Origin of the sequence: Rubrobacter taiwanensis, from assembly GCF_004337705.1 — a bacterium.
In the GTDB taxonomy this organism is placed as follows: Bacteria; Actinomycetota; Rubrobacteria; order Rubrobacterales; family Rubrobacteraceae; genus Rubrobacter_C; species Rubrobacter_C taiwanensis.
The window spans coordinates 288,987-306,634 of record NZ_SKBU01000006.1 but is presented as its reverse complement, the minus strand read 5'-3'; the positions used below and the strand labels follow the sequence as shown (position 1 = coordinate 306,634).

Genomic DNA, 17,648 nt, shown 5'->3' with positions numbered 1-17,648 from the left:
CGGCGCATCGGATATCATACGGCACCTGGTAAGGCAGTAGTCAGGCAGGCGGGGTTGCGCCGCTGCGGCGGCGCGCTCCGCCTTACTCGGTACCGTGAGCAGAAGAGGGGGGAAGATCCGAGGGGAGGTCTCCGGTCCGGGCGGAACCCGGCTCTCTTACCTGCCGGGGCTCGACGGCCTGCGGGCTTTCGCCGTGCTGGCCGTGCTGCTCTACCATGCGGGGCTGCCGTGGGTACCGGGCGGTTTTCTGGGCGTGGAGATCTTCTTCGTCATCAGCGGGTATCTCATAACCGCGCTGCTGCTGGCCGAGTGGCGCGAGCGGGGCCGCATGGACCTGAAGCGGTTCTGGCTCCGGCGGGCCCGCCGGCTGCTGCCCGCGCTCTACCTGGTGCTGGTGGCGACGCTGGCGTACGCCGTCGTCTTCCTGCCGGAAGAGGTGGCGGGGCTGCGCGCCGACGCGCTCGCCGCGCTCGGGTATGTGACGAATTGGTACCTGATCTTCGCCGACGAGTCGTACTTCGAGGCCGTCGGCCGCCCGTCGCTGCTCAAGCACCTGTGGTCGCTCGCCGTCGAGGAGCAGTTCTACCTCCTGTGGCCGCCGCTGTTGCTCGCCGGACTGGCGCTGTTGCGGCGGTGGACGCTGCTCTGCGTGCTCGTGGTGGCGGCGTCCTCGGCGGGGCTGATGGCCGCCCTCTACACGCCGGACGCCGACCCCTCTCGCCTCTACTACGGGACCGACACCCGCGCCGCCGGACTGCTCTTCGGGGCCGCGCTCGCCTTCTTCTGGGTGCCACAGAACCTCCGGCGCGAGCCCGGACGCTTCGCACCGCTTTTGCTGGACGCGGCCGGCGTCGCCGCGCTCGGCGCGCTGGTCTTCTTCTGCCTCACGCTCGGGGAGTACGATCCGCTCCTCTACCGGGGAGGCTTCGCGCTGGTCGCGTTCGCGACCGCATCCGTGATCGCGGTCTCCGTCCATCCCGGCACCCGCCTGGGATCTGAGGTGCTGGAGCTGCGGCCGCTGCGCTGGGTCGGCGTGCGCTCCTACGGCATCTACCTCTGGCACTGGCCGGTCTTCATGGTCACCCGGCCGCAGCTCGACGTGCCCCTGGACGGGCCGCCGCTGCTGGCGCTGCAGCTCGCCGCGACGCTCCTGCTCGCCGACCTCTCCTACCGCTTCATCGAGACCCCCGTCCGGCGCGGGGCTCTGGAGCGGGCCTGGCGGTCGCTGCGCGAGGCCGAAGGCCGGCGGCGCTGGCGGCTCGGGGCGCTGTGGGCCGGAGGAGCGGCGGCGAACGTAGCCGTCTGCGCCCTGATCGGTGTCGCCGCGGTGAAAGCCGAGTCGCCCCCGCCGCCCGAGTATCTCGCGCAGGAGACGATCCGGGCCGGGGAGACCGGAGGGGAGCGGGCGGCGCGGGAGGAGCCGGCGGGACCCGCCACGGCCGTCGGGGACTCGGTGATGCTCGGGGCGGCCAGGACGCTGGAGCGGGAGGCAGGAGACCTGCGGGTCCTCGACGCCGAGTCCGGGCTGCAGGTGGGGGACGCCGTGGAGATCCTGAGAGAGCGGCGGGAGAGGGGTGAGCTGGGAGAGGTCGTCGTGCTGCACATCGGCAACAACGGACCCCTGAGCGAGGAGCAGTTCGAAGAGATCATGGACATCCTGGAGGGCGTCTCGCGGGTGGTCTTCGTGAACGTGAAAGTTCCCCGGCCCTGGGAGTCCTCCAACAACCGCGTGATCGCCGAGGGGACGGAGCGTCACCCGAACGCCGTCCTGGTGGACTGGCACGCAGCGAGCGCCGATCGTCCGGAGCTCTTCTGGGACGACGGGATACACCTCCGCCCGGAGGGGCAGCGGCTCTACGCCGAGCTCATCCGGGATCACCTCGGCCCGGATTACGCGGGCACCGGACGCTAGAGAAGCGCCGGCGAGAGTCCGCGCCCGTTCTCGTAGAAATCGTGGCTATCCTAATATACTCTTGGAGGCGCGCATCGGAAGGGACGGGGCCGGGGTAGGCTGATGGAGTGGCAGTATACGCCCTACGCGCCGCTCTCGTTCGTGGTCGCGGTCGTCTCGGGCGCGCTCGCCCTGTACGTCTGGCGGCGGCGCGGCGCGCCGGGGGGTAGGGCGCTGGCGCTGCTCATGCTGGCCGTGACCGTGTGGTCGGGGAGCTACGCTCTGGAGCTGAGCGCCGTCGGACTCCCGGACAAGGTTCTGTGGGCCAGGGTAGAGTATCTGGGCATCGTCACGGTGCCGCCGGCCTGGTTGGCGTTCGCCCTGCAGTACACCGGCCGCGGCGCGAGGCTGGATCCTCGCCGTCTCGTCCTGCTCTCCGCCCTGCCGGCCGCCACGCTGCTGCTCGTGTGGACCAACGAAGCGCACGGCCTGATCTGGAGCGCCGTGGCGCTGGACGGACCTTTTCTGGAGGTGGAGTACGGTCCGGCTTTCTGGATCTACTGGGCCTACGCCTACGCGCTGATCCTGCTCGGCACCCTTCTGATGGTATCTATGCTCCGCCGCTCGCCGGATCTCTACGGCCGGCAGGGCGCGGCGCTGCTGTTCGGTGCGTTCGCGCCGTGGCTGGGCAACGGGCTCTACGTGCTGGGTCTCAGCCCGCTCCCGAACCTGGATCTCACACCCCTCGCCTTCCTGCTGAGCGGCGTGGCGATCACCTGGGCGCTCTTCCGCTGGCGTCTGCTGGACATCGTGCCCGTGGCGCGCACCGCCGTCGTCGAGGAGCTGAGCGATGGCGTAGTGGTGCTGGATGACCGGGACCGGATCGTGGACCTCAACCCGGCCGCCCGGCGCATCCTGAACCTGCCGGGCTCCGGAGCCGTCGGGATGGGCCTGGATCAGGTGGGGACCGGGCGGGAGCTCCTGCGGAACCTCCGCGGCGGGGCGCGCCGGGAGGTGCGGCTCGGCGGCCGGCACGACTACGAGGTCTCGGTCTCCGCGCTGCCGGACCGGCGGGGAGGTCCGGCAGCGCGCCTGGTCGTCCTGCACGACATAACCGAGCGCAAGCGGGCCGAGGAGGAGATCCGGCGGCTCAACGAGACGCTGGAGCTGAGGGTTGCGGAGCGCACCGCGCAGCTGGAGGCCGCCGTCTCCGAGACGGCGCAGAGCGAGCGGATGCTGCGCGAGAGTGAGGAGCGCTTCCGCTCGCTCGTCCGCAACGCTTCGGACCTGATCATAGTCCTGGACGCCGAGGGCAGGATAGTCTATGAGAGTCCGGCGGTGGAGAGGGTGCTGGGCTACATGCCCGAAGAGCGGGTCGGGAGCCGGGCCTTCGACCACCTGCATCCGGAGGACGTCGAGCGCGTCAGGAGCAAGTTCCTGAGACTTCTCCGCGCGCCCCGGGAGCGGCTCTCGGTGGAGTACCGCGTCCGCGACCGGGAGGGCCGCTGGCGGTATTTTGAGGCCATCGGGACCAACCTGCTCGCAGACCCGGCCGTCCGGGGGGTGGTCGTGAACTCCCGCGAGATCACCGAGCGCAAGCGGGCCGAGGCGGCGCTGCGCGAGAGCGAGGAGCGCTACCGGGCGGTCGTCGAACAGGCCGCCGAGGGCATCCTGCTGGTCGACATGGACAGCCGGCGCATCCTGGAGGCCAATGCCGCCTACCACGATATGCTCGGCTACGCCCCCGGGGAGCTGCTAAAGCTGACGCTCTACGACGTCGTACCGTATTCCCGGGAGGACATGGATTGCTATGTCCGGCGCGTGCAGGAGCGGGGGAGCTACGTGAGCGGCGAGCGCCGCCACCGCCGCAGGGACGGGACGCTGGTGGACGTGGAGGTCCGCGCGAACATCATCTCTTACGGCGGCCGCGAAGCGATATGCATCCTGGTTCGCGACATCACGGCGAGCAAGCGGGCCAAAGAGGCGCTGGAGGAGATCCGCGAGGCCGAGCGCAACCGCATAGCCCGCGACCTGCACGATGGCGTGCTGCAGGATCTGGCCTACGCCGTGCAGACGCTCGAGTTCGCCAAGCTCAACGCCGGGGACGCCTCCCTTCAGAAGGAACTTCAGGAGGCTCTGGACACCGTGCGCCGCGGGGTGCGGGGATTGCGCGAGGCGGTCTATGACCTGCGTCTGGGAGAGGAGGAGGACCAGCCGTTCCTCCGGCTGGCGGAGTCCCTGGTAGATCTGCACCGCAGGATGGCCCCCGCCGGGAGGGGGATAGAGCTGAAGGTGGAGGAGGGCTTCCCCCAGAGACCTCTCGGGGCGCGGGGCATGGAGATGCTGCGCATCTTGCAGGAGGCTTTGACCAACGCCCGCCGCCACTCGGAGGCGCGGCGGGTGGTTGTGAGGCTCGGGACCACCGGGGAGGAGATCCGGCTGGAGGTGGCCGATGACGGGCACGGCTTCGACCCGAACGTCGCGGGCTCCGGGGTCGGGCTCAAGAGCATGCGGGAGCGCGCCGCCGAGAGCGGCGGCGCGCTGGAGGTGAGTAGCGCTCCGGGGGAGGGAACGGTGGTGCGGGTCAGGGTTCCGATCGAGGGGGCTCCGGAGCCGGGCTAGCGGGCGGGGAGCCGCGAGAGAGCGTCCGCCGCGCGCTCCAGCGCCCGGGCGATGTTCTCCCGGGAGTTGGCGTATGAGAAGCGCAGGTGTCCCTCGCCGTACCGGCCGAACCCCGTCCCGGCGAGGCACGCGACCCCGGCCTCCTCCAGCAGCAGGTCCGCAAGTTCCTGCGCCGGATAGCCGGTCCCCTCTATCCGGGGGAAGGCGTAGAAGGCCCCCTGGGGCGTTGCGCACTCCACGCCGGGCAGCTCGTTGAGCCCAGAGACGATCAGATCCCGGCGGGCGCGGAACTCGTCCAGCATGCGCTCCACCGCGTCCTGCGGGCCGGTGAGCGCCTCCAGCGCGGCGTACTGTGCGGCAGCGTTGGTGCAGGAGTTGGAGTTCACCTGCAGCCGGGTCACGCTCTCGGCCAGGGGCTCGGGCATGACGCCGTACCCGATCCTCCAGCCGGTCATCGCGTAGGTCTTGGAGAACCCGTCGAGGATAACGGTGCGTCCGTCCGGGCCCAGCCCCGGCTCGGAGGCGATGCTGGCGAAGCTGCCCGAGTAGAGGAAGCGGGAGTAGATCTCGTCGCTCAGCACGAACACGTCCGGGCGCTCGGACAGGATGGCGGCGAGAGCTGAGATGTCCTCCGGGGTGAGCACGCCGCCGGTGGGGTTCGCGGGGGAGTTGAGGATCACCAGCCGGGTGCGCTCGCTCAGTCCCGCGCGGAACTCCTCAAGGTCGAAGCGGAAGCCGTTCTCCTGCCTGAGCGGCACGAAGACGGGTTGTCCCCCTACGAAGTTGACCATCGACTCGTAGATCGGGAAGGCCGGGTTGGGCAGGAGCACCTCGTCGCCCTCGTCCACGAGCGCCAGGATGGCGAAGAACATGATCGGCTTGCCGCCGGGCGTGACGACGACCTGCTCCGGCGAGACCTCGATGTTGCGGCTGCGCGCCACCTCGGCGGCTATCGCCGCACGCAGCTCCGGGATACCGGGGGCGGGCGTGTAGTGGGTGTGCCCATCGCGCAGCGCCCGGCAGCCGGCCTCCACGATGTGGGCCGGGGTGTCGAAGTCTGGCTCGCCGATCTCCAGGTGGATGATCTCGCGCCCCCGCGCCTCCAGCGCCCGGGCCTTCGCCAGCACCGAGAAGGCCGTCTCGGTGCCCAGCCGCTCCATCCTCCCCGCCAGCCTCATGCCGCTCTCCTGCTGTCCCCGAGGTAGCGGGCGAGCTTCCCGTAGCACTCCTCCAGCAGCGGGAGCCGGACGTGCTCCTCCCGCCGGTGCGCCTGGTCCGGGATGCCGGGACCGAAGTTCACCGCCGCCACCCCGCGGGCGGCGAAGCGGGCCACATCCGTCCACGCCTGCTTGGGTTGCACCTCCGGCGATACGGTCTCGATGAAGCGCTCCAGCAGCGGGTTGTTCAGGTTCACCGGGCCGCTGGGGGCGAAGTCCGTTATCTCAAACTCCGCCCGCCCGCGCAGCAGCTCCTTGAAGGTTCGCTCCACATCTCTGCGGTCCTTGCCGGGGGCGAAGCGGTAGTTGACGTTGATGCGGAAGGCGTCCGGCACGACGTTCTTGGCGGTGCCGCCCCGCGCCATCGTGGGCGTCAGCACCTCCCGGAAGGTCAGGCCGTCCACGGCGACCTCGAGCGGCCTCAGCTCATGCAGCTCGGAGAGCAGCTCGCCGGCCTTGGTGAGGGCGTTCTCGCCCAGCCACGGCCGGGCGGCGTGCGCGGCTTTGCCCCGGAAGGTGATCTCGACCTGCGAGGTGCCCACGCATCCCAGCTCCAGCCGGTTCTCGGTCGGCTCCGGGCAGAAGGCGAGGTCCGCCTCCAGCACCCAAGGGAGTTCCCGGAAGACATCCTCCAGCCCGTTCTCCTCGTAATCGCCCTCCTCGCCCGCGTAGAAGACGAAGACCGGCTCGGCCCAGCTCCCCTCCCAGTCGAAGCGCTCCAGCAGCTCCAGCATAACCGCGTCCCCGGCCTTCATGTCCGAGGCGCCGCGGCCGTAGACCAGCTCCCCTTCGATCCGCACCGGCAGGCCGCCCTCCGGCTCCGGGACGGTGTCCAGATGCCCGGCGAAGGCTATGGTGGGCCGGGAGGGGTCCGGGCTCTTCCGCCGGACGGCGAGGTTGTCCCCGGTTCTGTGTACCTCCCAGCCGGGCAGCCTCCGCAGGCGCGCCTCCAGCTCGTCGCAGAGCCGCTGCTCGGCCCCCGTGACGCTCGGACACTCCAGGAGCCAGAGCAGAACCTCTCTCATACGCTCACCCCGAACTGCCGCAGGGCCTCGTTCAGGCTGGTCTTCTGGTCGGTGGATGCCTTGCGCTTCCCGATAATAAGCGCGGCCTGGAGCTGGTAGCTGCCGGCGGGGAAGTCACGGGTGCGGGTCCCGGCGACGACCACGCTGCGGGCCGGGACGCGACCCCGGTAGACGACCTCCTCCTCGCCGGTTACGTCTATGATCTGGGTCGAGGAGGTCAGCACCACGTTCGCTCCGAGCACGGCCTCCTCCTCCACGCGCACGCCCTCGACGACGATCGCGCGCGAGCCGATGAACGCCCCGTCCTCTATGACTACCGGCATCGCGCCCGGCGGCTCCAGCACGCCCCCGATGCCTACCCCGCCGGAGAGGTGGACGCCGCGCCCGATCTGGGCCCCCGAGCCCACCGTGGCCCAGGTGTCCACCATCGTGCCGCTGCCCACCCAGGCCCCGATGTTAACGTACCCCGGCATCAGCACCACGCCCGGCTCGGCGAAGGCCCCGTAGCGGATCGTGCCCGGCGGCACGACCCGGATGCCGGCCTCGGCCAGGTTCTTCTTGAGCGGGATCTTGTCGTGGAACTCGAACGGCCCGACCTCCATCGTCTGCATGCCCGCGACGGTGAAGTAGAGGTTTATCGCCTGCATTACCCACGCGTTCGAGACCCACTCTCCGCCCCGCTTCTCCGCGACCCGCAGCTCGCCCCGGTCCAGGGCGGCTATGGTCTCGAAGACCGCTTCGCGGTATCCGTCCTCTTCCAGCAGGTTGCGCTCCTGGTAGGCGGCTTCGATCTTCTCTCTCATGCGCAGGCTCCCTCCTCTCGGTGTGGCAAGATCAGAGCAGGCGCTCCCAGCGCCTTATCGCCTCCCGGCATTCCTCGAGCCCCGGCACGAGCGCCAGCCGCACGAACCCCATGCCGCCCGGCCCGAAGCCCCGGCCCGGCGCCACTATTATCCCCTCCCGCAGCAGCCGCAGGGCGTACGCCTCGTCGTCTCCGTCCGGGACGGTCACCCAGAGGTAGAAGCCGGCGTCCGTGGGCAGGTACTCGATCCCGGCCCGCTCGAAGAAATCCGTGAACAGCCGCCGCTTCTCGCCGAAGACGCGGCGGCGCTCTTTTACGTGCTCGTCGTCGCTCCAGGCAGCGATGGCGGCGCGCTGCACGAACTCTTGCGTAGCCACCCCGATGGAGGGCCGGAGCCGCCGGAACGCCGCGATGACCTCCGCATCGCCCGCCATCATCGCCGCGCGGTAGCCGGTCATCCCGCTGCGCTTGGAGAGGGAGACGAAGGCTACCACCCGCTCTTTCGAGACCTCCAGCGCCGACGGCGGCGGCTCTCCGGAGTAGAGGTCGTTGTAGCACTCGTCGGAGAAGAGCAGGATGTCGTGGCGGCGGCAGTACTCCACGACCTCCTCCAGATACGAACGGGTGGCGGTGGCCCCGGTGGGGTTGTGGGGGTAGTTGATCCAGAGTATCCGCACCCGCTCCGGGTCTACTTCTTCCGGCTGCAGCAGGAATCCGTTCTCCCGCCGCAGCTCTACCGGCAGCGCTTCACCCCCGGCGAAGAGCGTCCCGCGCTCGTAGACCGGGTAGCCCGGCGTGCCGTAGGCGACGCCCCGGCGCTTCTGGCTGGGGTGCAGGAAGGCCAACGGAGCGTGGAAGATAGCCTCCTTGGAGCCGGTGGCAGGCAGCGCCTCGGCGTCCGGGTCCAGCTCTACCCCGTGGCGCCTTCTCATCCAGCCGCAGAAAGCCTCGCGCAGCTCGCGCTTGCCGGGTACGACCGGGTACTGGCTGATCTCCGGCGCGCCGTCTTTGAGCGCCTGCAGAATCTTAGGATCCGTCGGCTCGCGGGGGTCGCCGGTGCCGAAGTCGAAGAGCGGGACGCCCCGCTCGCGCATCGTATCGCGCAGCTCGTCCAGCCGCACGAAAGGGTATTCCGGCAGGCTCTCGAGCACCGGGTTGAGGGTCAGGGGTTTTCTCGCCGTCTCTCCGTCCGTAGCCATCTCTCCTGTCGCGCGGAATCCAGGAGAAGAGTATAGTCAAGACTCAGGGGTAAGTTCAGCGGTCTTATGCGGATTGGAGGGATACTGCCTTGGAGGAGTTTCATTACGAGGGGGACGAGCTCTACTGCGAGGGCGTCCCGCTCCGGGAGATAGCCGAGAGCCGGGGGACCCCGGTCTACGTCTACAGCCACGGTACGCTGGAGCGGAGGTACCGGGAGCTGGACGAGGCGTTCTCGGGCCTGGACCACATGGTCTGCTACGCGGTCAAGGCGAACGGCAACCTGGCCGTGCTGCGGGCCCTGGCCGCTCTCGGGGCGGGCGTCGATATCGTGTCGGCGGGCGAGCTCTACCGGGCCGTCCGCGCCGGGATAGATCCCAAGAGGATCGTCTTCGCCGGCGTGGGCAAGACAGAGAAGGAGCTCTCTTTGGGTCTCGGGGAGCGCATCCTGATGTTCAACGTGGAGTCGGATTCGGAGCTGGAGCGTCTGGACTACTGTGCCCGGCGGCACGGCAAGACCGCCCGCGTCGCCCTGCGCGTGAACCCGGCCGTGGACCCCGAAAGCCACCCGCACATCGCCACCGGACTCGCAGAGAGCAAGTTCGGCATCCCCCTTGATGAGGCGTTGCGGCTGGCGCGCAGAGTCCGGGAGGAGTTCCGCCACGTAGAGCTCCTGGGCGTCCACCAGCACATCGGGAGCCAGATCACGAAGATCTCTCCCTACGTGGAGTCCGTGGAGAAGACGGCCGGGCTCGTGCGAGAGCTCCGGGACTCGGGCTTCGACATCCGTTACTTCAACATCGGCGGGGGACTCGGGATCTGTTACCGGGACGAGAGCCCTCCTAACCCCAGAGAGCTGGTGGACGCCCTGCGGCCCGCGCTCGAGTCCACCGGAGCTACCATCTTGTGCGAGATGGGCCGGTACATCGCCGGGGAGGCCGGGGTGCTTCTGACCCGGGTTCTCTACCGCAAGCAGAGCGGGGAGAAGACCTTCCTGGTCGCGGACGCCGGGATGAACGATCTCTTGCGGCCGAGCCTCTACGACGCCTACCACGAGGTGAAACCCCTCAGGGAGAGCACCGCCACCGTACACGCCGACCTTGTCGGCCCGGTCTGCGAGAGCGGAGACTACCTGGCCCGGGACCGGGATCTGCCCGACGCGGCGGAGGGAGAGGTGCTCGCCGTGATGAGCGCCGGGGCCTACGGCTTCGCTATGGCCTCCAACTACAACTCCCGTCCCAGACCCGCCGAGGTCATGGTGCGGAGCGACCGGTGGGCGCTGGTGCGCGAGCGCGAGCACTACCCGGACCTGGTGAAGGGCGAGCTGATCCCGGCCTTCTTGTAGCCGCGGGCTTCGTAACCTCCCCCTACGCCCGGACGCGCGGCTGCCGCACCACCACTACGTGGTTCGCCACCGGCTCTGTCCTCTACGAGCGATCATCACGTCCGGGTAGCGGGCGAGACGCCCGGGGCTATCTTCCGCCGGTCTGCCGGTTCACGAGCGGCGGAGCCAGCTTCGGGTTGCGGCCGGCGATCGCAGCGTCGAGCGAGAGCCTCTTGGACGCGGCCGAGAGGAGTATGATCAGGGAGAGCAGCGCCAGCACCATGTTTATGGTCAGGATGCCGGGTGTGGCGAGCCCGGTGCCGAGCTGTACCCCGCCCTGGGAGACGACGAGTGTCAGGCTGAAGAGCATGCTGCCGAGGGCGGCGAGGTTGGTGAGCAGGCCCAGGATGAGCGCCAGCCCCAGCGCGAGCTCGCCGAAGCGGATCAGCTGGGCGAAGAGCTCGGCGTTGGGTACCACCACCCCGGTCATGAACGACTGAAACCAGAGCGGAGCCTGAGCTACGTATCCGCCCGCCTCCAACGCCGCCCGGAACTGCTGCGGGAAGTCCGGGTTCAGGAATTTTTCCAGCGCGCCGTTCAGCCAGATCGCGCCCACCAGAATCCGCACCCATGTCATGCCGCTCAAGTCGCAACTCCTTACCCAGAAGGCCACATCTATTTATACAACACGCGGTCCGCGGCTCATTGTGGCCGCGTCCACGGTCTTCCCGGGGGCCGTGTGCAGAATCATGGGTGTAGTGAGAAAGTTCTCTAGAGGAGCGTGTGGCCGTGGAGACGCTGCGGATATTGTTCGATCGGGTAGATATGAAGATAACGCGCTGGCTCTCGCGCTACAGCCTCACCATCCTGCGCGTGGGGCTGGGGGTGGTCTTCCTGTGGTTCGGGGCGCTCAAGTTCTTCCCCGGCCTCAGCCCGGCGCAGGAGCTCGCCGTCCGGACCATAGAGACGCTGACGCTGGGCCTGATCCCGGCCGGGACGGGGCTCATGCTGCTGGCGGCTCTGGAGTGCGCCATCGGGGTGCTCCTGATCTGGGGCCGGTTCATGCGCTTCACGCTGCTCCTGCTGCTCTTCCAGATGTTCGGGGCTGCCTCACCGCTCGTTCTCTTCCCCGGCGAGGCGTTCAACGTTTTCCCCTACGCGCCCACGCTGGAGGGGCAGTACATCATCAAGAACATCGTGCTGGTGGCAGGCGGGCTCGTGATCGGCTCCACCGTGCGCGGCGGCCGCCTCGTCGCCGAGCCGGACGAAGCCGGCCTCGGAGAGCGCGACGCCGCTCCGCGGCGGCTAGAACGCTCTCTCTGAACCGGCCGCCGCCAAACTTCGTATATTTTTAAGAAGAGCCCGGCAAGCGAACCCCTGATCCAGATGGGAGGAGGCCCCTTGAACCGCAACCACATCTCCAGACGGAAGTTCTTCTTTCTGAGCTCGGCCGGCACCGCGATGGTGCTGGCCGCCTGTGGCCCCGAGCAGCCCGCCGGAACTCCAGAAGATACACCCGCCGCGCCCCCCGGGACCGCCGAGGGCGGGCCGGAGGTCGCTCCCGGAGAGCCCATAGCGTCTGAGGCGGAAGTGCCGGAAAACTCCGCCTTCCCCTTTACCGACGCCGATACCGGGCAACCGGCCGTGCTAGTGCACCTGAGCGGCGGGGAGTTCGTCGCCTACTCGGCCGTGTGCACCCACCAGCAGTGCACAGTCGCCTACCAGGAGGAGACCCAACGGCTCGCCTGCCCCTGCCACGGCTCGGTCTTCATTCCCGATCAGGGCGCGCAGGTGGAGACGGGGCCGGCCCCCTCCCCGCTGCCCGAGATAGAAGTCGAGGTCCGCAACGGGGAGGTCTACCGGGCCTAGCTCCTGCTCCCCAAGGCGCGTAGAATGCCCCTATGGCGGAGGAGCGCATCGGTCTGGAACGGGCGGCGGAGATCCTGGGCCGCTCACCGGACGAGGTCCTGAGCCTTGTAGAGAAGGGCCGCCTCGCCGCGCACGAGCCCCCTCAAGGAGAGAGATTCGGTTTTAAAATCTCCGAAGTGGAGGAGCTTGCGCGATCTCTGGAGGAAGAGGTGGACGACGAGGAGATCTTCGAGGGCGAGGTGATGGGCGAGGAGAGCGAGTCCCGCTCCGGCCTGCCCGCGGTCCCCTTCGAACGCTACGAGCGCCTGCTGCAGCAGGGCCAGGACTACAAGACCCGACTGGAGGAACGCACCCGGCGGCTGGAAGAGGTCCAGCAGGAGCGCGACGCCGCCCGGATGGAGATAGACCGCCTCTGGTCGGAGATAGAGCGCCTGAACCTGGTCGAGTTCCAGCGCGAGCTGCAGGAGAAGACCATCTCCACCCTTGAAGAGGAGAAGGCCCGGCTGGAGCGGGAGCGGGAGGCCCTGATCGAGGAGCGCGTGAGGCTCCTGGAAGAGAAGGCCGAACTGGCCGAGGAACGTGCCCGGCTGGAGGCCGAGATCAAAGCCCTCAAAAACCGCGGCTTCTGGAGCCGCCTCTTCGGAGGATAGAGCGCCGCCTCAACCGCCGGTGGACGGCGCGGCACCGTACTCCTCGTCCGAGACGTGCTCCCCCCAGAGAGCGGCGTTCCCCTCCTCGTCCGTCTGCTGCATAGCTATGTGGGTCATGAAGTGCCCAGGAGCGGCGCCGTGCCAGTGCTCCTCGCCCGGCTCGAAGAAGACCCGGTCGCCGGGGCGAATCACCTCCACAGACCCTCCCCGGCGCTGGCAGAGCCCCACCCCCTCCGTAACGTAGATGGTCTGGCCGTTCGGATGCGTGTGCCAGGCAGTCCGCGAACCCGGCGTGAAGTGAACGCTGAGGGCCGCAAGACGCGAAGACCCCGAAGGCGTCGCTACCGGATCTATGTAGACCGTGCCGGTAAACCACTCGCCCGGGCCGACCGTGGTCTCGGTACCGCCACTCCTGGTGATCTGCATGACACCCTCCCGAAACTCGCTCGAGCCGCCAGTATACCGCGGCGGAAATCCCCGCACCGCAAAACCCTGCCCAGGTCATTATTTTCAGTAAATATTGAAAGTATTGAAAAACCGATGTAGGATGGTGGCATGGAAGAGGAGAAGCTGGAGTACATAGAGGAGTTCGGGCTCTTCTTCGAGCGGGTGGGGGGATCGCGGATGCTGGGGCGTGTTTTGGGGGCGCTCATGATCTCGGAGCCGCCCGAGCTTTCGGCCGGGGAGCTGGCGAGGATCTTGAGGGCCAGTCGCGGTTCGATCAGCGCGGCGACGCGTACGCTGGAGCAGATGGGGATGATTCGGCGGTTCACCCGGCCCGGGGAGCGGCGCGATTATTTCAGTGTCAGGCCGCATGCCTGGGAGGAGACTGTGCGGCGGCAGGCCGGGCGGATCTCCGAGTTCGTTGCGCTGGCGGAGAGGGGGCTGAAGCTGCTAGATCCCGCAACACCGGATGCCCGGGAGAGTTTGGAGGAGATGCGCGACTTCTATGCTTTCTGGGAGAAGCAGATGGGTCATTTCATGCGGCTTTGGGAGGAGGAGAAGCGGAGGGGGCGGGTTAGGAAGCGCACCGGCGGGTAGTCGGGGTTGTTCTTCGGAAGGGGTGTAGAGTGGGTGTGGTGATAAAAACCGAGAACCTCACCAAGACCTATGGCAGGAGCCGCGGCATACGGGATGTGGGGCTAAGTGTGGAGGAGGGCGAGGTCTTCGGTTTTCTGGGGCCCAACGGGGCGGGGAAGACGACGACCATAAGGGTGCTTCTGGATTTCCTGCACCCCACGAGCGGGCGGGCGGAGGTATTCGGGCTGGACACGGTGAAAGACAGCGTCAGGATCCGGGCGAACGTGGGTAATCTGCCCGGTGAGTTCGCGCTGGAAGACCGGCTGACCGGCGAGCAGCTGCTCAGGTTCTTCGCCCGGCTGCGGGGTGTGAAGGATCTCGGCTACGCCTACGAGCTGGCCGAGAGGCTCGGCGCCGACCTGAGCCGGCCCATGAGGCGGCTCTCGCGGGGGAACAAGCAGAAGATCGGGCTCGTACAGGCCATGTTCCACCGGCCGCCGCTGTTGATACTCGACGAGCCGACCGGTGGCCTCGATCCGCTGGTACAGGAGGAGTTCCTCAAGATAGTTCGGGAGCTGCGCGGCGAGGGCCGCACGGTCTTCTTCTCCTCGCACGTGCTGAGCGAGGTCGAGCGGGTATGTGACCGGGTGGGGATCATCCGCGACGGCGAGCTGGTAGACGTGGAGCCGACCGATGCCTTGATAAACAAATCCTTCCGGCACGTGCGGCTCGTCTTCGACGAGCCCGTGGACCCGCGGCCGTTCAGGGCGCTGGAGGGCGTACGGAGCTTCCGGGCGGAGGGCCCGGAGCTTTCGTTCACCCTGTACGGGGATCTGGACCGGATGGTCAAGCTCGCGGCGCGGCACACGCTGGTAAACATGGAGTACGAGCGTCCGAGTCTGGAGGAGATCTTCCTCACCTACTACGGTGGTTCCGGGAGGAATAACGATGGATGAGCCGGTCTACAAGAAGCCGTCTGGGACGCTGGCCGCTCTGGTGTGGCACGAGGTGCGGATGCGGGTTCGCGGCGGGATCATCTGGGGGGGCTTGCTGGGGCTCTACTCCGCCATGATAGTTGCGTCCTATGCTGCGGTGGAGGAGCAGATTCCCCAGTTCGAACAGCTGCTGGAGGCCTATCCGCAGGCGATTCTGGAGGCCTTCGGGATCACGAGTCTGGCCACGCCCGAGGCCTACATGGGCGGTCAGTTCTTCAACTGGCTGGCACCGCTGGCGCTCTCCTTCTTCCCGATTCTGGCGCTCGCCGGCGCCATAGCCGGGGCCGAGGAGCGCGGCACCCTGGACGTGCTGCTCGGCAACCCCATCCCGCGCTGGCAGCTCGTGGTTGGCGGCTTCCTAGCCGTGGCGATCTCGCTGCTCGGCGTCCTCGCCATAGTGGGGGTTCTCACCTGGGTTCCGGCGGCGCTTCTGGGCGTGGAGCTCTCGGCGGGCAGGACGATTGAGGCCGTTCTGAGCCTGTGGCCGGCCTGCATGTTCTTTGGCGGGATGGCGCTCCTGTGCTCGGCAGCCTTCCACCGGCGCGCCCTGGCGGTTGCGGTACCCGGGGTGCTGCTCTTCGGGATGTACCTGATGAACGTTATCAGCGGGCTCGTCGAGGAGCTGGAGAGCATCAAGTATCTCTCCGTCCTCTACTACTACGGAGCTCCGATCGAGAACGGCATAGACTGGGCGCACTTCGCCGGGGTTGCGGCGGCTGCGGTCGCGCTGATGGCGCTCGCGATTCCGGTCTTCCGCCGCCGGGACATCTACACGTAGCCCGGGCCCTTCTCCGGGCCCCTCCGGGTCTGTATACTTGCTTCTTGCGGTCTCCGTCGAGAGGTTGAGGCTTTTGGACTTCATACACAGCGCCGTTGAGTGGATGATAGCGTGGTCGGCGTCGCCGTACGCGATGGCGGCGCTCTTCATCTTCGCCTTCTGGGAGTCGAGCTTCTTCCCCATCCCGCCGGATCCGCTCCTGATCGCGATGGCGGTCGGCAGCCCGGCGATGGCCCTGATATTCGCCGGGATCTGCACGGTGGGGTCGGTCTTGGGTGCGGCGCTGGGATACGTTGTCGGGCTCAAAGGCGGGCGTCCGGTGGCAGAAAGGCTCTTCAGCAAGGAGAAGATCCTGGCCGCCGAGCGCCTGTATCACCGCTACGACGTGTGGGCCATCGGCGCGGCGGCCTTCACTCCCATCCCCTACAAGGTCTTCACCATCACCGGCGGCATGGCCCGCCTGAACTTCCCCCGCTTCATGCTGGCCTCGCTCCTGGGCCGGGGGGGACGGTTCTTCCTGGTGGGTGCCCTGATCCTCATCTTCGGACCCTCGATCCAGCACCTCATAGACCAATACTTCGAGCTGCTGACGATCGCGTTCATGGTGCTGCTGGTAGGGGGGTTCGTCGCCGTGAGGTACGCCGGCCGCTACCTCGCCCGCCGCGAGGCGGCCGAGAAGCGCCGCAAGGCGCTGAAGTAGCTAGCCCGCGGTCTCTCCGCCGGAGGCCCGGCCGCCCAGGTAGAGGTCCACCACCTTCGGGTCGTTCAGAAGCTCCCGGCCGGGGCCGGAGAAGCGGTTGCGGCCCATCTCCAGCACGTAGCCGCGGTCGCTCATGGCGAGTGCCCGGCGGGCGTTCTGCTCGACCATCAGGATCGCCACGCCCTCCGAGTTGATGAACCGGATACGCTCGAAGATCAGGTCCACGTTGGAGGGGGAGAGCCCTGCCGAGGGCTCGTCCAGGAAGAGCACGTCCGGCTCCAGCATCAGCGCGCGGGCGAGCGCCACGAGCTGCCGCTGGCCGCCGCTCATGGTCCCGGCCCGCTGGCCGCGGCGGTCCCTGAGCATCGGGAACCACTCGAAGATCACCTCGTAGCGGTCCTTTATGACCTTGGGGTTCAGGAAGGCCCCCATCTCCAGGTTCTCTTCGACCGTGAGGCTCGGGAAGACGTTCTCGGTCTGCGGGACATAACCGATGCCCATCTCGACCAGCCGGTAAGTAGGAGCGTTGGTGACGTCCTCGCCCTTGAACCGGACCGTCCCCCCGCGCACCGGGACGAGACCGAAGAGGCCCTTGATGAGGGTGGACTTCCCGGCCCCGTTCGGCCCGATGATGCTCACCAGCTCGCCCCGCCGGAGCTCCACGTCGCAGCCGTTGACGATGTTCACCTCGGGGACGTACCCGACCTTCAAGTCCCTGGCCTCCAGCAGCAGGCCGTCGCGCTCAGCCATCCGAAGACCTCTCTCCGCCCAGCACCTCGTCTATGGCCTCGTCCACCGCTCCGCCGCCGGAGCCCAGGTAGGCGTCTATCACCTGCTGGTTCCGGCGCACCTCGTCGGCGGTGCCCTGCGTGATCACCTTCCCGTCGGCCATCACGATCACCTGCTCCGAGACCCGCATCACCACGTCCATATCGTGCTCGACGAGCACGAAGGTCATGCCCTCGTTCCGTAATTCCTGCACGTGCTCCAGCAGGCGCGCCCCCAGCGTGGGGTTCACACCCGCCATCGGCTCGTCCAGCAGGATCATCTTCGGCCGCATCATCAGCGCGCGGGCCAGCTCCAGCAGCTTCTTCTGCCCGCCCGAGAGCCGGGCCGCGTATTCGTCCTTCTTGTCTATCAGGTTGAAGAGCTCCAGCAGCTCCAGCGCCCGCCGGCGGTTCTCCTTCTCCTGCCGCCGGATGGCCCACGGCACCACCCAGGCCGCGAACATCTTCTCTCCGGTCTGGTCCTGGGCCGCGATCATCATGTTCTCCAGCACCGTCATCTTGCTCAGGGCCCGGGTGAGCTGGAAGGTGCGCACCAGTCCCCGCTTGGCGATGGCGTGCGGCCGCTTGCCGGTGATGTCCTCGCCGTCGAAGATTATCCGGCCCCGGTGCGGCCTGTAGAAGCCCGTAATGATGTTAAAGAGCGTGGTCTTGCCCGCGCCGTTGGGACCGATGAGGGCCGTGATCTTGCCGGGCTCGACCTCCAGCGTGGCCCCGTCTACGGCCTTCAGGCCGCCGAAGCTCAGGTGTACGTCGCCTACCTCCAGGATGGG

General features: G+C 68.0%; 18 protein-coding genes. 10 read left to right on the top strand and 8 right to left on the bottom strand.

The genetic code is table 11. The features are described 5' to 3' along the window. Positions 1–94: 94 nt before the first annotated feature. On the top strand, positions 95–1,912 hold the full coding sequence (locus E0L93_RS03755) for an acyltransferase family protein (RefSeq protein ID WP_132688652.1): 1,818 nt from the start codon (positions 95–97) through the stop codon (positions 1,910–1,912). Between the two features lie 102 nt (positions 1,913–2,014). Further along, entirely contained in the window at positions 2,015–4,513 is a 2,499-nt protein-coding gene (locus tag E0L93_RS03750) for a histidine kinase N-terminal 7TM domain-containing protein (protein ID WP_132688649.1), read from the top strand. Here E0L93_RS03750 and E0L93_RS03745 read toward each other — a convergent pair. From E0L93_RS03745 to dapC, 4 genes are read right to left on the bottom strand one after another with little or no spacing between them, the layout of a single operon-like run. Then, positions 4,510–5,691 (bottom strand): pyridoxal phosphate-dependent aminotransferase, encoded by a 1,182-nt coding sequence (locus E0L93_RS03745; protein ID WP_132688646.1) that lies wholly within the window; start codon positions 5,689–5,691, stop codon positions 4,510–4,512. The two genes, E0L93_RS03750 and E0L93_RS03745, sit on opposite strands and share 4 nt — an antisense overlap. Then, positions 5,688–6,755 (bottom strand): succinyl-diaminopimelate desuccinylase, encoded by a 1,068-nt coding sequence (gene dapE, locus E0L93_RS03740; protein WP_132688643.1) that lies wholly within the window; start codon positions 6,753–6,755, stop codon positions 5,688–5,690. The genes E0L93_RS03745 and dapE overlap by 4 nt, the downstream gene beginning before the upstream one ends. Next, positions 6,752–7,558 (bottom strand): 2,3,4,5-tetrahydropyridine-2,6-dicarboxylate N-succinyltransferase, encoded by an 807-nt coding sequence (locus tag E0L93_RS03735; RefSeq protein ID WP_132688640.1) that lies wholly within the window; start codon positions 7,556–7,558, stop codon positions 6,752–6,754. Before E0L93_RS03735 ends, dapE begins: the two co-directional genes overlap by 4 nt. Positions 7,559–7,589: 31 nt before the next feature. Further along, on the bottom strand, positions 7,590–8,756 hold the full coding sequence (gene dapC / locus E0L93_RS03730; protein WP_132688637.1) for a succinyldiaminopimelate transaminase: 1,167 nt from the start codon (positions 8,754–8,756) through the stop codon (positions 7,590–7,592). An 89-nt stretch (positions 8,757–8,845) separates the two neighbouring features. Here dapC and lysA point away from each other — a divergent pair, with 89 nt between their 5' ends. Continuing rightward, positions 8,846–10,099, top strand: a complete 1,254-nt coding sequence (lysA, locus tag E0L93_RS03725; protein ID WP_132688634.1) for a diaminopimelate decarboxylase — start codon at positions 8,846–8,848, stop codon at positions 10,097–10,099. 127 nt (positions 10,100–10,226) lie between these two features. Here lysA and E0L93_RS03720 read toward each other — a convergent pair whose 3' ends face one another. Next, on the bottom strand, positions 10,227–10,715 hold the full coding sequence (locus E0L93_RS03720) for a TQO small subunit DoxD (protein WP_132688786.1): 489 nt from the start codon (positions 10,713–10,715) through the stop codon (positions 10,227–10,229). 152 nt (positions 10,716–10,867) lie between these two features. Here E0L93_RS03720 and E0L93_RS03715 point away from each other — a divergent pair, with 152 nt between their 5' ends. The 3 genes from E0L93_RS03715 to E0L93_RS03705 all read left to right on the top strand — a co-directional run bounded on the left by E0L93_RS03715 (position 10,868) and on the right by E0L93_RS03705 (position 12,597). Next, positions 10,868–11,401 (top strand): DoxX family protein, encoded by a 534-nt coding sequence (locus tag E0L93_RS03715; protein WP_207890311.1) that lies wholly within the window; start codon positions 10,868–10,870, stop codon positions 11,399–11,401. 78 nt (positions 11,402–11,479) lie between these two features. Continuing rightward, the gene (locus tag E0L93_RS03710) at positions 11,480–11,947 is read left to right on the top strand and encodes a QcrA and Rieske domain-containing protein (RefSeq protein WP_165874142.1); all 468 of its coding nucleotides are present in this window, start codon (positions 11,480–11,482) and stop codon (positions 11,945–11,947) included. A gap of 32 nt (positions 11,948–11,979) precedes the next feature. After that, a complete protein-coding gene (locus tag E0L93_RS03705) occupies positions 11,980–12,597 on the top strand; it encodes a hypothetical protein (protein ID WP_132688628.1) in 618 nt (205 codons plus the stop codon). Positions 12,598–12,606: 9 nt separating this feature from the next. Here the strand turns inward: E0L93_RS03705 and E0L93_RS03700 are convergent, their stop codons facing one another. Next, positions 12,607–13,023, bottom strand: a complete 417-nt coding sequence (locus E0L93_RS03700; RefSeq protein ID WP_132688625.1) for a (R)-mandelonitrile lyase — start codon at positions 13,021–13,023, stop codon at positions 12,607–12,609. 129 nt (positions 13,024–13,152) lie between these two features. Between E0L93_RS03700 and E0L93_RS03695 the strand changes: the two genes are divergently transcribed. The 4 genes from E0L93_RS03695 (at position 13,153) to E0L93_RS03680 (ending at position 16,090) form a co-directional block, all read left to right on the top strand. After that, on the top strand, positions 13,153–13,638 hold the full coding sequence (locus E0L93_RS03695) for a GbsR/MarR family transcriptional regulator (protein WP_132688622.1): 486 nt from the start codon (positions 13,153–13,155) through the stop codon (positions 13,636–13,638). Between the two features lie 35 nt (positions 13,639–13,673). After that, positions 13,674–14,573, top strand: a complete 900-nt coding sequence (locus E0L93_RS03690; RefSeq protein WP_243638089.1) for an ABC transporter ATP-binding protein — start codon at positions 13,674–13,676, stop codon at positions 14,571–14,573. Continuing rightward, a complete protein-coding gene (locus tag E0L93_RS03685; RefSeq protein ID WP_132688616.1) occupies positions 14,566–15,390 on the top strand; it encodes an ABC transporter permease subunit in 825 nt (274 codons plus the stop codon). Before E0L93_RS03690 ends, E0L93_RS03685 begins: the two co-directional genes overlap by 8 nt. A gap of 73 nt (positions 15,391–15,463) precedes the next feature. Continuing rightward, on the top strand, positions 15,464–16,090 hold the full coding sequence (locus E0L93_RS03680; RefSeq protein ID WP_207890310.1) for a YqaA family protein: 627 nt from the start codon (positions 15,464–15,466) through the stop codon (positions 16,088–16,090). Here E0L93_RS03680 and E0L93_RS03675 read toward each other — a convergent pair whose 3' ends face one another. Together E0L93_RS03675 and E0L93_RS03670 are read right to left on the bottom strand one after the other, a co-directional pair. Further along, positions 16,091–16,840 (bottom strand): ABC transporter ATP-binding protein, encoded by a 750-nt coding sequence (locus E0L93_RS03675; protein ID WP_132688613.1) that lies wholly within the window; start codon positions 16,838–16,840, stop codon positions 16,091–16,093. Then, positions 16,833–17,582 carry an ABC transporter ATP-binding protein gene (locus tag E0L93_RS03670; protein ID WP_279387441.1) on the bottom strand — a complete coding sequence of 250 codons (750 nt, stop codon included), beginning with the start codon at positions 17,580–17,582 and terminating at the stop codon, positions 16,833–16,835. The genes E0L93_RS03675 and E0L93_RS03670 overlap by 8 nt, the downstream gene beginning before the upstream one ends. Positions 17,583–17,648 lie beyond the last annotated feature (66 nt).

Bases quoted from the DNA above. Each gene is read 5' to 3' on its own strand.
- E0L93_RS03695 (WP_132688622.1), top strand. From the start codon at position 13,153: ATGGAAGAGGAGAAGCTGGAGTACATAGAGGAGTTCGGGCTCTTCTTC.
- E0L93_RS03745 (WP_132688646.1), bottom strand. From the start codon at position 5,691: ATGAGGCTGGCGGGGAGGATGGAGCGGCTGGGCACCGAGACGGCCTTC.
- E0L93_RS03685 (WP_132688616.1), top strand. From the start codon at position 14,566: ATGGATGAGCCGGTCTACAAGAAGCCGTCTGGGACGCTGGCCGCTCTG.
- dapC (WP_132688637.1), bottom strand. From the start codon at position 8,756: ATGGCTACGGACGGAGAGACGGCGAGAAAACCCCTGACCCTCAACCCG.
- E0L93_RS03705 (WP_132688628.1), top strand. From the start codon at position 11,980: ATGGCGGAGGAGCGCATCGGTCTGGAACGGGCGGCGGAGATCCTGGGC.
- E0L93_RS03700 (WP_132688625.1), bottom strand. From the start codon at position 13,023: ATGCAGATCACCAGGAGTGGCGGTACCGAGACCACGGTCGGCCCGGGC.
- E0L93_RS03735 (WP_132688640.1), bottom strand. From the start codon at position 7,558: ATGAGAGAGAAGATCGAAGCCGCCTACCAGGAGCGCAACCTGCTGGAA.
- dapE (WP_132688643.1), bottom strand. From the start codon at position 6,755: ATGAGAGAGGTTCTGCTCTGGCTCCTGGAGTGTCCGAGCGTCACGGGG.
- E0L93_RS03720 (WP_132688786.1), bottom strand. From the start codon at position 10,715: ATGACATGGGTGCGGATTCTGGTGGGCGCGATCTGGCTGAACGGCGCG.
- E0L93_RS03675 (WP_132688613.1), bottom strand. From the start codon at position 16,840: ATGGCTGAGCGCGACGGCCTGCTGCTGGAGGCCAGGGACTTGAAGGTC.
- E0L93_RS03750 (WP_132688649.1), top strand. From the start codon at position 2,015: ATGGAGTGGCAGTATACGCCCTACGCGCCGCTCTCGTTCGTGGTCGCG.